Here is a 14,232-nt window from a genome sequence, read left to right on the forward strand (position 1 = left end):
GACCCTGGTCCGAACCGTGTTCGATCGCACCATGGTCGCCCTAGGCCAGAGCGCGGGCAAGATAGGGGTTCGCGGTCGCCGGGACGGAAAGCCCGAGGGAAGCGGTGGCGGCGGCGAGGGTGTCGGCGTAGGAGTTGACGGCCCGGCGGACGTTGGGAGCGTCCAGACTCGACCCGGTCGCCAGCCGGTCGAGGTCGATGTAGGCGGAGCGGACGATCTCGATCCGGCGGTAGACGACCCAGTCCTTGCCCCAGTCCCGGGTGTACTCCGGGGCCAGCCGCCGCTGCCACCGGAGGAACATCCGCTCCCTGATCTCGGGCCTCGTCGGCGTCAGATGCATGTGCCGGACCAGGTCGTAGAGCGGGTCGCCGACCAGGGCCATCTCCCAGTCGATGATCGTCAGGGCCGCGTCGTCGTCGCGACGCACCAGGTTCCACGGGTTGAGGTCGCCGTGCAGCAGAGCCGGCGCCCGATGGCTCACCCGGTGCCCGGACAGGATCTCCCGCAGCCGCCGTTCGTCGGGCAGCCCCAGCGTGCGAGCCAGTTGCAGCGACTTCTTCGGCAGGTCCCTGACCAGACCGACCAACTGCTCCTTCAGCCACTCGCAGAAATCGACGTGACCGGCCTGCGGATCGATCAGCGCATGGTCCACCCGGGTCAGTTCGCACAACTGGTCGACGAGTGCGTCCGCCTCGTGCGGCCGCAGGCCGTTCACCGGATGCACCGGCGGCCGGTCGATGTGCGTGCCCTCGTAGGTGTGGATGCTGAGCTGGTCGTCCGGGTAGCTCACCCCCAGTGCGAGGACCTCGGGCGCCGCCACCCGGACACGCGACTCCTGGATCGCCTGCAGGACGACGTGCTCGCTCAGGTACTTGGGCTCCCGGCGCGAGACGTCGGGCACCTTGCGGCGCACGACCACGGGAGTCCGCGTGCCCTGCACCCAGACCACGGAGTTGAGGTGCGCGGTTCCCTTGAACACCCGGTGTGCCGGAGCGGCTCCCTCCGCGAGCAGCGCCTCCCGCACGGCGGACGCCGGGAAGCGCGGGTTCTCGGGCAGACGGGGATCCGGTTCCCAGCGGAAGGCCTTCGTGATCCAGCCCCGGCCGCTCACCACCCTGTCGCCCCGCGACGCCAGCCACCGGAACAGAGCCCGTCCGATCTCGTCGTTGGTCGGGACGTTCCCGAGCCGCAGGGGCTCCGCCGCCTGGCGCAGCGCCCGGCCCACCTCCACCGTCGCCTCGTCCAGGCACTTCTGGGTGAACGCTTCCTGCAAGGACCGCGCGGCCCGCATCACGTCCGGATAGAGGGACTGCGCCCACTCGAAGTCGAGGTAGTGGCGCAGATCCTTGGCGAGACCCTTGACCGCGCTGGGCCGGCACTCCCGCATGGCCTCGGTCCACGCCCGGATCACCTCGTCCCACTGGTGATCGGGGTATCGCATGCGCACGAGGTGGGTGGCGAGGTCGTGCAGGGGGTCGCCGTACGTCGCAAGCTCCCAGTCGACGCAGACGAGCGGCGGGTCGCCGTCGTACGAGACGATCAGGTTGTCCCGGTGCAGGTCCGCGTGGAGCAGGCTGTACGGCCGCCGGGTCATGGCCGGCACCCGCGCGGCCAGCCGGAGCAGCGCGTCGTCGGAGACTCCCAGCGCCTTGAACAGTCCGCCGAACTCGTCCCAGTTCGGCTTGCGGATCTCCGCGTCGGCGCGATGGGCCAGGGTCTTCAGGAAGGCCTGGCTGTCGCTGTGGTCGGCGGGCCACGGCCTCGGCAGGGCCGGCAACGCGGGCAGACGCACCTGGGTCATCTGGGCCAGCAGGCCGGCCAGCGCCCTCATCAGCAGGGTGTCGACAGGCTTACCGTTTCCGCAGATGGTGGAGAGAGGCACGCCCTCCACATAGCTGTGGATGGAGTAGTCCGGCGTCCTGACCAGGCACGCGGGGGCGTGGGGCAGGACGCCCTGCAGGGCGTCGAGGATCGCCGCCTCGTTCTGCCACGTCCTGATCACCACGGGCAGCGCGTCCTGTCGCCGGATGCGCACCGTCACCGGCGTGCCCGGCTCGCGGCCCAGCCGTCGGGCCACCTCGTCCGTCAGCGGCAGCACGTAGTTGCGGTTGTGGTGGCCGCAGGACGCCTGTGTGGACTCCGCGGCCCGGACGAAGGCACGTAGGACGCCGGACGAGTCCTCGGCGGCTCGCTCCCCGGGGTGACGAAGGGGAACAAGGTGGTCGACCACTGGCCGCTCCGGATAGTCGCGCTGGGCATGTCAGGGCAAACGGTAAAGGCGCCGCACGACCGGAGCGATGCAAGTGAGCCAATGGGTGGGTGCCACTCATCCGCGTCAGGCCGTCCGGGACTGGCTGGTTCGCCGTCTTGTACGGATGGACGGGAGTGATTGCTCGCGCGATTGAGGCATGCTAGCGCAGCCGTAGGGGCTATTCGGCCAGATACGTCCAGACGGAGTCGAACCACGATTGTGCCTTGACGCTCAGCCCCTGCCGCTCAGGCCCTGCCGCTCAGCCCCCGCCGCTCAGGCCCTGCCGCTCAGCCCCCGCCGCTCAGGCCCTGCCGCTCAGGCCCCTGCACGCCTCCAGCACCGGCTCCAGGGACGACACCACCCGGGTCGCGCCCGCTCCTCTGAGGAGTTTCTCCTTGCGTTCGTTACGCGCGTAGCCCAGGAACGGGACGCCCGCCTCGCGGGCGGCCAGGAAGTCCGAGGGGGTGTCGCCGATCATGAGGGCGGCGCCGGGCGCCGAACCCGTGGCGCGCAGGGCGAGGTTCAGGCAGTGCGGATGCGGCTTGAGGTGGCGCAGTTCCTGGGTGCGGCCGTAGATGTGGGGCGCGAAGCACGAGGTGAGACCGCGGGTCGCCAGGTAGGTGGTGACGACCCGGGGGGAGTTGTTCGTGGTGATCGCCAGCCGCAGGCCCAGGGCTGTCACCGTGCGTATCAGGGGATCGGCGTACGGGGTGGGCATCGCCGTGGCCGTGGCTCTCAGCTCCTCCTGGGTGAGACGTTCCTCCAGCTCGGCGACCAGGTCACTGCCGGGACGCAGACGGTCCACGGCGCGCAGGACGACATGCGGGTCCAGCGACTCCCGCTCGGTCTCCGTCAGCAGGTGGTGCAGCCCTCGTCCTTCGAGCCACGACACCAGGCCGTCGGCCACGGTCTCCGCCGAGTGACCGGCGAAGAGACGGCAGATCGGACCGTCGAAGTCCCACAGGACGACTCGAACGCCCCTGATCAGTTCACGCAGGTCCGCCGCTTCGGCGCCGGTGTGGGGGGTCGTGTGCTGGGTCTGCTGCGTATCAGAAGTCACTAGGAGAGTGTCAGGTCCGTGGTGATGGTTTCCCAGAGGGCGTCGAACCACTTCTGGGATTCCTCCACGAACGTGGCGTCGCGCTGACCGGCCGCCTTCTCGAAGGAGAAGAGCAGCGACTCGGTGCCGAGGACGTCGTACATGTCGAGGGTGCCGGTGTCGGTGGACTCCTCGCGCCGGGTCACCATGTAGTAGGCCATCAGCGCCTCTCGGCCGTTGAGGAGGTAGAGCTTCACCGGCGGGGTGAACGGCAGGGCGCGGAAGGCGATGCTGACGTCGATGCCGTGCGAGCGCAGCGTCTGGAGGTTGTGGCGCAGGACGTGCCCCTGGGCGTTGCGCATCGCCAGCCAGCGCTGATGGACGGGGTCGTCGTCGCCGCGGCCGTCGACCGGGACCGGGAAGGCGAGGCTGATGTCCCGGGACGGCAGGAGGATGCGGACGTCGATCCTGGCGGGCTTGAGCCGGCCCGCGTGGATCAGCCGGAGGGGCTCCCCCAGGGCCGGGATGAGGCTCTCTGCGGTGAGACAGGCCGCGTCGACGCGCACGTGCGGGGCGGAGAAGGCGGCGGTCAGCCGGGGAGCCAGGCCGACCATCGTGGGCTGGGGCTCCTCGGGTCCCGAGGACGGCGGTTCGGCGATCCGGGGCGGGCTGCCCTTGCTGACGCCGGCGAGCAGCCCGTCGTCCTGCAGTGCGCGCAGGGCCTGGCGCACGGCGCCGCGTTCGACGCCGAACTCGTCGGCCAGCTCGGCCTGGGTGGGCAGCCGGTCGCCGGCCTTGAGATCCCCGACCCGGATGCGTTCGCGCAGGACGTCGGCGATCTCCTGGGGCGAGAGCCTGTTGCTGCCGTTCACTGCCACGTTCTCCTGGGTCACGACCAAACGCTACAACTGCGATCCATCTGACGGGAGTTGTTTGAAAGTTGTTTAGTAGTTGCTGCCAAGTGGGGACAACATAGTCATAGTTGGTCACCAACTTGAGCGAGTTGGCAGAAGTTGCCTCCCGCTCCCAGCCTGGAAGGGGGGATCACCATGCCCGTCCTCGTCCTCCTCAGCGCCGCCTTCGTCGTCGGCGTCGAGCAGACCATCCAGTGGAGGTACGGCACCGCCGGCGCCGTCGGCCTGCTCCTGCTCAGCGTCGGCGTCAAGGCGAAGAGCCCCGCCCTCAGCTCGGTCGGCGCCGTGATCCTCGCCCTCCTGGCCACCGGGCCCGCCGTCAGCTCGTGAGGATCAGCTCCGAACTGATCGTGTCCCACAGCGCGTCGAACCACAGGCGCGACTGATCCACGAACGTCGTGTCACGCGGTCCGGCGCCCTGTTCGAAGGCGAACAGCACCGACCGCGTGCCTTCGGCGTCGTACATCTCCAGGTGTTCCTGGTCGATCGTCTGCTCGCCGCGCTGGACCGTGTAGTAGGCGAACAGCGCCTCCCTGCCGTTCAGGACGTACAGCTTGACGGGCGGGGTGAAGGGCAGCGCGCGGAAGGTGACGTGCACGTCGATGCCGTGCGTGGAGCGCAGCGTGAGCAGGTTGTGGCGCAGCACCTGCCCCTGGGCGTTGCGATGGGCCAGCCAGCGGCGCTGCAGCCGCCCGGTGGCCGAGGCGTCCACCGGCGACGGGAAGGCGAGGTCGATGTCCCGGGACGGCAGCAGGACCCGGACGTCGATCTTGGCCGGTTTCAGCTGCCCCGCGTGGATCCGCCGCACCGGCTCGCCCATCGCCGCGGTCAGCGAGACCGCCGTCAGACACAGGGCGTCCACCTGGACGTGGTCGGCCGCGAAGGCCTCGGTGACACGGGGCGGAAGGCCCGCCATCGAGGGCTGCGGCGCCGCTCCGGGGCCGGCCGCGAGACCCGGCGGGTGCGGCTGCCGCACGACCGTCGCGGGGCTCCCCTTGGAGACGTCGGTGAGCAGCCGCTCCGACTGCAGGATGCGCAGGGCCCGGCGCACGGCGCCCCGGTCGACCCCGAACTCGTCCGCCAGCTTGGCCTGGGTGGGCATGCGCTGCCCCGGCCGCAGCACTCCGGTTCTGATGCGGGCGCGCAGCTCGTCGGCCACCTCGCGGTGCGAGCGCTGCGACCGCTCCGCTCCCCTCCGCCGCTTGACGGAGGCATTTTCCGTCTCCACGTCCGCACAGTACAACTTCCCGCCATCTTCCGGCAGTTCAAAGAGAGATGGTTATAGGCCGCTTCCAAGCGGACATAACTACAGTGAAGTTGGCTGCCAACTTCAACAACGTGGTCAAACTTCCAGACGGTTGGCCGGTCGGACTTCGCTCCGGAGGGGAGCCGGGAGTCCCGAGCGGCCGGCGCCGACGTACAGCCACAACTGAACATCGCCCGCACAGCCACAACTTCAGAGCGAGCGCACAGCCACAACTGAACAGCTACGGATGGACACCAGCTTCCCGCCCGGCGAAAGGAGCCGCAAGAAGATGTCCGGGCACCCAGGGCGCCCGGACGTTCGCAGCAGGGCGTCGACCCCCGGGCGGCGCCCGCTCGTTCGTCCCCGGCGCCCCGTCCGGCGGACGCTCACACCAGCAGGTCCTCGACCTGCGCCTCTCCCTCCCGGTAACGCCGCGTGATCTCCGCCCCCGACTCGTCGGCCGTCCGCTGCAGACTCTGCCGTCGGCTGGAGACCTGCTGCTCGTAACGGATCAGACGGCCCATCGCCTCGTGCAGCTCGGGATCGGTGCGGGCGTCGAGATCGGAGAGCTCGACGTCGGCGAGCATGTCGGCGGCCAGCCGCCGGTACTCCTCACTGTGCGGGGTGCCCAGGGTGACGTGGCGCGCGGAGGAGCGGTGGCGGGCCGGTGCGTCGGTGAGGATCTCCGACAGCCGCTCGACCACGGAGGCCGCGCCCGTCGGGGAACGCCGGGCCAGCTCCGCGCGCAGGATGTCGATCCGGCCCTGGAGCAGCCGCCGCACGTAGCTGAGGTCGGCCTCGTCGCGCTGGGCGTCCCGGCGCAGGGTGCGCAACTCGGGCAGGCCCAGTCCGGCCAGGTCGTGATCCGCGGGAGCGACGTGCAGCAGGGCGCCGTCGCTGCGCTGTGTCGGCGGCCGGTGTGCAGCGGGCCGCCCGGTACTCGGTGTGCTCATGTGCCTCAACCGTCCCCTCGACCGGCGTGTGGAAAGCATCGTGCCACCCCAAGTGGCCCCTTTGTGACCGAGTCCCCCCGAACGGCCCCAGACAGGGGCTTAAGGATCAAAAATGGGCCCCTCTCGAGTCCTTGCCGCGTACCCGGCATCATGGTCGGCATGCGAGCGGTGGTGCAGAGGGTGGACGGCGCGAGCGTCGTCGTGGACGGCGAGACGGTCGGCGAGATCAGCGGCGAGGGTTTGTGCGTCCTGGTCGGCGTGACCCATGAGGACACCGCGGAGAAGGCGGCCCAGCTCGCCCGCAAGCTGTGGTCGGTCCGCATGCTGCAGGACGAGAAGTCGTGCAGCGACGTCGACGCGCCGCTGCTGGTGATCAGCCAGTTCACCCTGTACGGCGACGCCCGCAAGGGCCGCCGCCCCACCTGGAACGCGGCCGCCCCCGGCCCGGTCGCCGAACCCCTCGTCGACGAGGTCGTCGCCCGCCTGCGCGACCTCGGCGCGACGGTGGCGACCGGCCGGTTCGGCGCACGGATGCGCGTCTCCCTGACCAACGACGGCCCGTTCACCGTCCTCATCGAGATCTGAACCTGCCGCCGGCGACAGTGTCCGTGGGAATGCCCTGGGGGTGCCCCGAGTCCCCCGAGTCCCCTGGGTCCCCTGGGTCCCCTGGGTCCCCTGGGTCCCCTAGGGCTCGACCACGATCTCCTGGGCGGCCGCCGTCGTGTCGGCCAGCAGGGGGGCGCTCACCGGGACGTTGCGCTTCACCAGGGCCAGAGCGACCGGGCCGAGCTCGTGGTGGCGGGCCGACGTGGTGATGAAGCCGATCTTGCGCCCGTCGGGGCCCTCGTCGGCGACGCGGAGCTCGGTGCCCGCGGGCGGGAGGTGGACCTCGCTGCCGTCCAGGTGCAGGAAGACGAGACGCCGGGGCGGCTTGCCGAGATTCTGCACGCGGGCGACCGTCTCCTGGCCGCGATAGCAGCCCTTCTGGAGGTGCACGGCCGTGCCGATCCAGCCGAGCTCGTGCGGGATCGTGCGGTGGTCGGTCTCGAAGCCGAGGCGCGGACGGTGGTGCTCGACGCGGAGCGCCTCGTGGGCGAGTATCCCGGCCGGGGGACCGGCCTGCTCGGCGAACGACTCCAGGTCGGCGCGCGGCAGGAAGAGATCACGGCCGTACGCCGTCTCACGGACGACGACGCCGGACGGCACGGGGGCGATCGACCCCGCCGGAAGGTGGACGACCGCGGTGTCCGCCGTCCGGTCGGCGACCTCGACCCGGTAGAAGAACTTCATCGACTCCAGGTACGCGATCAGCGCGTCCTGGGTGCCGGGTTCGACGTGCGCCCAGACCGTCGTGCCGTCGTCCACCAGGTACAGCGCGTGTTCGATGTGGCCGTGGGCGGAGAGGATCAGCGCCTCGGTGGCCTGGCCCGCCGCGAGGTCGGTGACGTGCTGGGTGAGCAGGAGGTGCAGCCAGCTCAGCCGGTCCTCGCCGGAGACGGCGACGACTCCGCGGTGCGAGAGGTCGACGAAGCCGGCGCCGTCGGCCAGGGCGCGCTGCTCACGGAACAGGTCGCCGTAGTGACCGGCGACGTCTTCGTCCACGCCCTCGGCGGGGACGGCGCCGGGCAGGGACAGCAGAGGGCTCTTCATGGGCCCAAGCCTACGACTCGGTGATCGAACCCTTGGCAGCCGAACCCGCGACCGATCCCTCGGCCCCGCCCCGCGCGGCGGGACGTCGGGCGTCGGCACCCTGCACGGCGGAACCCTCTGCCGCCGAACCCCCGCGGGCGCAGTCCTCGCAGCGGCCGAAGATCGCGAAGTGCTTCATGTCCGTCTCGAAGCCGAAGGTCTCGCGCAGCTTGGCCGTGAACTCGGCGGCCACCTTCACGTCCGCCTCGATGACGTTGTCGCAGTCCCGGCAGACCAGGTGGATGTGATGGTGGCGGTCGGCCAGGTGGTAGGTGGGCGCCCCGTGCCCCAGATGCGCGTGGCTGACCAGCCCGAGCTCCTCGAGGAGCTCCAGCGTGCGGTACACGGTCGAAATGTTGACCCCCGAGGCCGTCTTCCTCACTTCCACGAGGATGGCGTCGGGGGTCGCGTGCTCCAGGGTGTCCACGGCCTCGAGGACAAGCTGACGCTGCGGCGTCAGCCGGTAGCCGCGCTGCCGCAGGTCGCTCTTCCAGTCAGTGCTTTCAGTGCTCACCACACCCAAGAGTCTAGGACTACTTGAAGAAGGCGATCCCGTCGTCCGGCATGTCGTCGGGCAGGGCCTTCGCCCAGCGTTCGACGTCCTCGGGGGTGACGACCTTCTTCAGGTGGGCCGACATGTAGGGGCGCAGCTCGACCTCGGGGGTCTGCTTCTCGCCGACCCACATGAGGTCGCTCTTGACGTAGCCGTAGAGCCGCTTGCCGCCGGTGTAGGGACCCGAGGCGGCCGTGCGGGCCACCGCGTCCGTGACCAGGTCGATCTGCGGCTTCCTGTCGGCCAGCTCGCCGTACCAGATCTCGACGACCCCGTCGTCGCGGACCATCGTCACCTCGACCTTGCGGTCGGCGTCGATGCGCCAGAAGCCGGACTCCGACTCCAGGGGGCGGACCTTCTCGCCGTCCTTGTCCAGGACCCAGGTGTGGGAGTGGTACTCGAGGAAGTCCCGGCCGTCGTGGCCGAAGGTGACCTCCTGCCCGAAGTTGCACTTCTCCGATCCGGGGAAGTCGTGCACGCCCGCGCCCGCCCAGCTGCCGAGCAGGAAGGCGAGGGGGACGAGGTCCTTGTGGAGGTCGGACGGAATCTCGATCATGAGTGGCAGTTCCTGGACTGGTAGGTCAGCGCTGGCCCTGGTACAGCTTCTTCACGGTCAGACCGGCGAAGGCGAGGACGCCGACGCAGACCAGGACCAGCAGGGCTTCGAAGAAGATCTCCACGGGTGCTCCTCGGATGAGCGTGTTGCGGGTACGTACGACTCGGGACACGTACGACAGGACCGGGCCCCAGCTTACGCGGCCGGGACCCGGCCCTCCTTGTGAGGTGGGCCCTCGCGCCGATCAGCCCAGCAGCCGGCTCTGCGGGGCGACGGTCTGCTGGAAGGGCACGGCCACCGCGGCGCCCCTGCGCGACTGCAAGGACCAAGGCCATGACGTCGCCTGCCCGGAGGTAGGCCTGCCGCAGCTGCTCCGCGCCGTACGGCTTCACCTCGTCGTAGGCGTACCGCGTGACGGTCGCGACATCGGCCTGGGCGGGGTAAGCCTTGTCGAACTCCGTCTCGGCCGCGCCGACCGCGGCGTGCTGCGGGGCGGCGAACGAGGTGAGGCCGTCGCAGACTTTCTCAACCACCGCGCCGGTGTCGAACGCAGCAGGTGCCTTACGTAACGCGCTTCACAGGAGAGCCATGGTCAACACCGGCAGTTGTCAGGGCGTTGATTACGATTCAGGCATGGCGAAGAAGCTCGTGATCAAGGTGACCGCGGGGGCCGATGCTCCCGAGCGGTGTTCGCAGGCGTTCACGGTGGCGGCGGTCGCCGTGGCCAGCGGGGTCGAGGTGTCGCTCTGGCTGACCGGGGAGTCCGCGTGGTTCGCGCTGCCGGGGCGGGCCGCCGAGTTCGAGCTTCCGCACGCGGCCCCGCTGCCGGATCTGATCGACTCGGTCCTGGCCGGCGGCCGTCTCACCCTGTGCACCCAGTGCGCGGCCCGTCGGGACATCACGGAGAAGGACGTCATCGAGGGGGTGCGGATCGCCGGCGCCCAGGTCTTCGTGCAGGAGGCGCTCGGGGACGAGACGCAGGCGCTCGTGTACTAGGCAGGCGTCAGGGGCGGTCGCGGGGGCGGCGCCTGCCGTCCAGTTCGTCCCACCACTCGTCGGACTTGGGGTCCCCGGACGGGTCGTCCCACCAGCGGTCGTCGGGGCCGCGCCGGTTGGCGACCACCGCGGCGAGCGGCGGGATGACCATGGCCACCAGGCACATGCCGACGGCCGCGGGCACCGACCAGATGCGCACGACCGCCCAGGCCAGCACGAACAGCGCGATGCAGGCGCCCATCATCGCGAAGTACGCGCGTCGTCGACGGGACAGCATGGTTCCAGGGTAGGCCGGGACACGGCGAAGGGCCGCGTCCCGGGCGTCCAACCCGGGGGACGCGGCCCCTGCCTCGTGCTCAGACCGCGATCGCGACCTCCGCCAGACCGCCCTGCTGGGCGACGACCGTACGGTCGGCGGTGCCGCCGGGGACGAGGGCGCGCACGGTCCAGGTGCCCTCGGCCGCGTAGAAACGGAACTGTCCGGTGGCCGAGGTCGGGACCTCCGCGGTGAACTCGCCGGTCGAGTCCAGCAGGCGGACGTACCCGACCACCGGCTCGCCGTCCCGGGTCACCTGGCCCTGGATCGTCGTCTCACCGGGCTTGATCGTCGATGCGTCCGGGCCGCCGGCCTTCGCTCCACACATGTGCTTCTCCAGAGATGTCTGACCGGAAGGCCGGTCGGGTCCGCTTGTCGTCCGTTCGCCGGGCGGCGCGTGCGCTCGCCCGGCCGCGCGGGTTACTTGTTGGCGCCGAGCTCGATCGGGACGCCGACGAGGGAGCCGTACTCGGTCCAGGAGCCGTCGTAGTTCTTGACGTTCTCCACGCCCAGCAGCTCGTGCAGCACGAACCAGGTCAGGGCCGAGCGCTCGCCGATGCGGCAGTACGCGATGGTGTCCTTGGCCAGGTCGACCTGCTCGTCGGCGTAGAGCTCCTTGAGCTCGTCGTCCGACTTGAAGGTGCCGTCGTCGTTGGCGTTCTTCGACCACGGGATGTTGCGGGCGGACGGGACGTGACCCGGGCGCTGCGACTGCTCCTGCGGCAGGTGCGCGGGGGCGAGCAGCTTGCCGCTGAACTCGTCGGGCGAGCGGACGTCGACCAGGTTCTGCGAACCGATGGCCGCCACCACGTCGTCGCGGAAGGCGCGGATGGACTTGTTCTGCGGCTTGGCCTGGTAGGAGGTCTCGGGGCGCTCGGGCACCTCTTCGACCAGCTCGCGGGCGTCCAGCTCCCACTTCTTGCGGCCGCCGTCGAGAAGCTTGACGTTCTCGTGGCCGTACAGCTTGAAGTACCAGTAGGCGTAGGAGGCGAACCAGTTGTTGTTGCCGCCGTAGAGGATCACCAGCGTGTCGTTGGCGATGCCCTTCGAGGACAGGAGCTTCTCGAAGCCCTCCTGGTCGACGAAGTCACGGCGGACCGGGTCCTGGAGGTCCTTGGTCCAGTCGATCCGGATCGCGTTCCTGATGTGGTTCTTCTCGTACGCGGACGTGTCCTCGTCGACCTCGACGATGGCGATGTCGGCGTTGTCGAGGTTGGCCTCGACCCAGTCGGCGTCGACCAGTACGTCGCTGCGGCTCATGCTCGTTCTCCTCCGGGGCAGTTACGGCGGGGGTGTGCAAGAAAAAGAGGGTGCGCGGCCCGGGCTCGCCGGCGGCCGGCGCACGGATGCCCTCGGTGCGAGGGCGCCGGGAGGCGCGGAAGGCCGGCGGCGCTTCCGCTCAGAAGGGGCGACAGAGCATGGCGGCGACGCGGCACAGGTCTACTGCCCGCCGCTTCGTGAGATCCGCCTGTCGCTGCATCATGTCGTCGATCGTAGGGACGGACAGGCGGACATGTCACCAGCGCTCCGCATAATGAGACGCGATCGTCCGGATAGTGGGAAACCAAGAGCGCCCGGGCCGTGGGGACACGGATTCCGGGCGCTCGTCTGCGTCGTCACAGCTGGCCTGCGGACGGTGGCGTCTCGCCTGTCGGACGGCTGCCGTCCATCAGGGGTCAGCCCTACCCGGCCAGCCTGACGTTCGAACCCTTCACGGAGATCTCCACGCCGTCCTTCGCGGCGACCACCTTGTCGAGCTTGATCCCGCCGGGCAGCTTGTCGATCTTCTGCTGGAAGTCGGTGATCGAGCGCACCTCGTTCTCGGCGGCCCGCACCCCGCCGAAGCTCGGCAGCGAGTCGGCGTGCACCCGGACGGTGTCGCCCTCGACCGTGACCGTGCTGAGCACGTAGACGGGCTGCGGCAGCTTGGTGCCGAGCACGGTGGCCTGGACGGCGACCTTGATCTTGCCGTTGCCGCCGTCGGAGAGACCGACCACGTTGGCGGTGACGCCCTGGATCACCCGCGTCGGCTCGGACTTCGCCGTCTTCAGCAGTTCGGCGTAGGTGATGGACGCGGTGCCGGTGGCGCTGGAGGCGGTGGCGGAGCTGAAGTCGCTGGAGAAGTCGACGCCCTTCATGTCCGCCTGGAGGTCGTCGATGCGGATCGTCCGGCCGTTGGCGCCGGTCGCCGCCTGGTAGTCCTTGATGCCGAGCTCGACGTCGTCGAGCGAGCCGCCGACGACCTGGGTGAGGAACGGGAAACCCTTGATGGACACGTCCGGGGTGGTGGCCAGGCCCTCGTTGGCCTTCACCTTGTCGGCCACCTCGCCCTCCGCGAAGTTCACGGCCAGGCGGTCCGCGAGCACGAACAGGCCGCCCAGGACCACGACGACGACCAGCAGTATTCGAAGCGCACGCATGCGGTGATTCCCCCACCCGGATGGCCTGAACGGTTCACGGTGAACCGTTCGCGGTGACCGGTGCACGTTACCGGCCGGTTCTCATGGACAACGGTTCAAGGTAACCCCGCGCGCGACGGCCGCCACCGGATTGTCGATCACCTGTGACAGTCCCGCACCGCTCCCACCCGCCGTCCCGCCTGGCGCGAAGCCCGTCTACACGAGCGCCCGCCCCAGGACATACACCGCCGGCGCCGCGGCGGCCAACGGCAGGGCGACGCCCGCCGTGAAGTGCACGAAGCGGGAGGGGTAGTCGTAGCTCGCGACCCGGTGGCCGATCAGCGCGCAGACCGCCGCGCCCGCCCCGAGGAGCGCTCCCCGCGGGCCCAGTCCGGTCAGCTGACCGACCGCGATGCCGGCGCCCGCCGCGGCGAGCAGGGCCACCACGACGGAGGCCGGGGTGGGCAGCGGCAGCGCACGGGCGAGGACGGCCACGGCCACCGCGGCCGCGCCGACCGTCACCGCGTCCGGCTCGGCGCCGAGGTGCCCGGTGGCCAGGACGGCCAGGGCGGAGGAGGTCACGGTCGCCATCAGGCCGTACATGCGTTCGTCGGGGTCGGCGTGCGAACGCAGTTGCAGGACCAGGCAGAGCAGCACCCAGACGCCGAGGGTGCCCAGGATCGCGGCGGGCGCGTGTTCCCGGCCGGCCGCGAGGAGGGCGACGTCCGAGACCAGCGCGCCGAGGAAGGCGAGCGCGATGCCCTGCCGGGCCGGCCACATGCCGTTCAGCCGGAACCAGCCCGCCGCCGTGACGGCCTGCAGCGCCACGAGCGGGACGACCAGGGCGTACGAGCCGATCGCCGCCGCGCCGGACAGGAGCAGGCCGAGGAGCGCGGTGAGCGCGGCGGGCTGCATGCCGGGCTCGATGATCGGCGAGCGCCCCTCCAGGCGGGCCCGCTGGGCGTCGGTGACGCGCGCGTTGCCGGCGAGGGTGGCGGGGCCGTAGGTCGCCCCCGCGCCTTCGGGACCCGACGCCGGGCCCGGGGCGGGAGCGGGGGGCGCGGGCTCCGCCCGGCGCGGAGCCAGGGTCTGCCGGTCGCCGGCCGGGGAGCGGTTCTCCGGCGGCAGCGGCACGGCCCCCGGCGCGCCGCCGTACGCGGAGGCGTGACCGTGGACGGAGGGGTCTCGGTGGGCCGGGGCGTCTCCGTAGCCCGGAGCGCCGCCGTGCCCGAAGGAGTCGCCGTACGCCGCGGAGTCACCGTGGGCGGAAGAGTCCCCGTGGGCGGACGAGCCGCCGTGAGACGTGGAGTCGCCGTACCC

The 14,232-nt window shown here is 70.6% G+C and carries 17 protein-coding genes; 3 read left to right on the forward strand and 14 right to left on the reverse strand.

Annotated features, from left to right (window positions below; genetic code table 11):
- Positions 1 to 40: 40 nt before the first annotated feature.
- From ACFVYK_RS16440 to ACFVYK_RS16450, 3 genes are all read right to left on the reverse strand, one after another.
- Positions 41 to 2,230, reverse strand: coding sequence for a phosphotransferase family protein (locus ACFVYK_RS16440; protein WP_389773951.1), 2,190 nt, complete (start codon positions 2,228 to 2,230; stop codon positions 41 to 43).
- A gap of 322 nt (positions 2,231 to 2,552) precedes the next feature.
- Entirely contained in the window at positions 2,553 to 3,311 is a 759-nt protein-coding gene (locus ACFVYK_RS16445; protein ID WP_389773954.1) for an HAD family hydrolase, read from the reverse strand.
- Entirely contained in the window at positions 3,311 to 4,189 is an 879-nt protein-coding gene (locus ACFVYK_RS16450; protein WP_389773956.1) for a winged helix-turn-helix domain-containing protein, read from the reverse strand. Before ACFVYK_RS16450 ends, ACFVYK_RS16445 begins: the two co-directional genes overlap by 1 nt.
- 150 nt (positions 4,190 to 4,339) lie before the next feature.
- On the opposite strand from ACFVYK_RS16450, the gene ACFVYK_RS16455 reads away from it, so the two are divergent.
- The gene (locus ACFVYK_RS16455) at positions 4,340 to 4,534 is read left to right on the forward strand and encodes a hypothetical protein (protein WP_389773958.1); all 195 of its coding nucleotides are present in this window, start codon (positions 4,340 to 4,342) and stop codon (positions 4,532 to 4,534) included.
- Here the strand turns inward: ACFVYK_RS16455 and ACFVYK_RS16460 are convergent.
- Together ACFVYK_RS16460 and ACFVYK_RS16465 are read right to left on the reverse strand one after the other, a co-directional pair.
- A complete protein-coding gene (locus ACFVYK_RS16460; protein WP_389773961.1) occupies positions 4,524 to 5,432 on the reverse strand; it encodes a winged helix-turn-helix domain-containing protein in 909 nt (302 codons plus the stop codon). The two genes, ACFVYK_RS16455 and ACFVYK_RS16460, sit on opposite strands and share 11 nt — an antisense overlap.
- Before the next feature lie 404 nt (positions 5,433 to 5,836).
- Positions 5,837 to 6,403: an aerial mycelium formation protein gene (locus tag ACFVYK_RS16465; RefSeq protein ID WP_389773964.1), complete on the reverse strand. Its 567-nt coding sequence runs from the start codon at positions 6,401 to 6,403 to the stop codon at positions 5,837 to 5,839.
- A 159-nt stretch (positions 6,404 to 6,562) separates the two neighbouring features.
- Between ACFVYK_RS16465 and dtd the strand changes: the two genes are divergently transcribed.
- The gene (dtd, locus tag ACFVYK_RS16470) at positions 6,563 to 6,988 is read left to right on the forward strand and encodes a D-aminoacyl-tRNA deacylase (RefSeq protein ID WP_389773966.1); all 426 of its coding nucleotides are present in this window, start codon (positions 6,563 to 6,565) and stop codon (positions 6,986 to 6,988) included.
- Between the two features lie 99 nt (positions 6,989 to 7,087).
- On the opposite strand, the gene ACFVYK_RS16475 is transcribed toward dtd, so the two are convergent.
- The 3 genes from ACFVYK_RS16475 to ACFVYK_RS16485 are packed head-to-tail and all read right to left on the reverse strand — an operon-like array spanning position 7,088 to position 9,201.
- Complete coding sequence (locus tag ACFVYK_RS16475) at positions 7,088 to 8,053, reverse strand: YgfZ/GcvT domain-containing protein (protein WP_389773969.1); 966 nt, start codon at positions 8,051 to 8,053, stop codon at positions 7,088 to 7,090.
- A gap of 10 nt (positions 8,054 to 8,063) precedes the next feature.
- Entirely contained in the window at positions 8,064 to 8,609 is a 546-nt protein-coding gene (locus ACFVYK_RS16480) for a Fur family transcriptional regulator (protein ID WP_389773971.1), read from the reverse strand.
- 16 nt (positions 8,610 to 8,625) lie between these two features.
- A complete protein-coding gene (locus ACFVYK_RS16485) occupies positions 8,626 to 9,201 on the reverse strand; it encodes an FABP family protein (RefSeq protein WP_389773974.1) in 576 nt (191 codons plus the stop codon).
- A 633-nt stretch (positions 9,202 to 9,834) separates the two neighbouring features.
- Between ACFVYK_RS16485 and ACFVYK_RS16490 the strand changes: the two genes are divergently transcribed.
- Positions 9,835 to 10,197 carry a DsrE family protein gene (locus tag ACFVYK_RS16490; RefSeq protein ID WP_351360564.1) on the forward strand — a complete coding sequence of 121 codons (363 nt, stop codon included), beginning with the start codon at positions 9,835 to 9,837 and terminating at the stop codon, positions 10,195 to 10,197.
- Positions 10,198 to 10,204: 7 nt separating this feature from the next.
- On the opposite strand, the gene ACFVYK_RS16495 is transcribed toward ACFVYK_RS16490, so the two are convergent.
- From ACFVYK_RS16495 to ACFVYK_RS16520, 6 genes are all read right to left on the reverse strand, one after another.
- On the reverse strand, positions 10,205 to 10,474 hold the full coding sequence (locus ACFVYK_RS16495; protein WP_389773977.1) for a DUF3099 domain-containing protein: 270 nt from the start codon (positions 10,472 to 10,474) through the stop codon (positions 10,205 to 10,207).
- A gap of 79 nt (positions 10,475 to 10,553) precedes the next feature.
- Entirely contained in the window at positions 10,554 to 10,841 is a 288-nt protein-coding gene (locus ACFVYK_RS16500) for a DUF1416 domain-containing protein (RefSeq protein WP_007382995.1), read from the reverse strand.
- A gap of 92 nt (positions 10,842 to 10,933) precedes the next feature.
- Positions 10,934 to 11,773: a sulfurtransferase gene (locus ACFVYK_RS16505; RefSeq protein ID WP_389773979.1), complete on the reverse strand. Its 840-nt coding sequence runs from the start codon at positions 11,771 to 11,773 to the stop codon at positions 10,934 to 10,936.
- A 139-nt stretch (positions 11,774 to 11,912) separates the two neighbouring features.
- Positions 11,913 to 11,996, reverse strand: a complete 84-nt coding sequence (locus ACFVYK_RS16510) for an Ms5788A family Cys-rich leader peptide (RefSeq protein WP_350818853.1) — start codon at positions 11,994 to 11,996, stop codon at positions 11,913 to 11,915.
- Positions 11,997 to 12,195: 199 nt separating this feature from the next.
- Positions 12,196 to 12,933, reverse strand: coding sequence for a DUF2993 domain-containing protein (locus tag ACFVYK_RS16515; RefSeq protein ID WP_389773982.1), 738 nt, complete (start codon positions 12,931 to 12,933; stop codon positions 12,196 to 12,198).
- Between the two features lie 195 nt (positions 12,934 to 13,128).
- A partial coding sequence (locus ACFVYK_RS16520) for a hypothetical protein (RefSeq protein ID WP_389773984.1) occupies positions 13,129 to 14,232 on the reverse strand: 1,104 nt, incomplete at its 5' end.

Source organism: Streptomyces sp. NPDC058291, assembly GCF_042880855.1.
GTDB lineage: Bacteria > Actinomycetota > Actinomycetes > Streptomycetales > Streptomycetaceae > Streptomyces.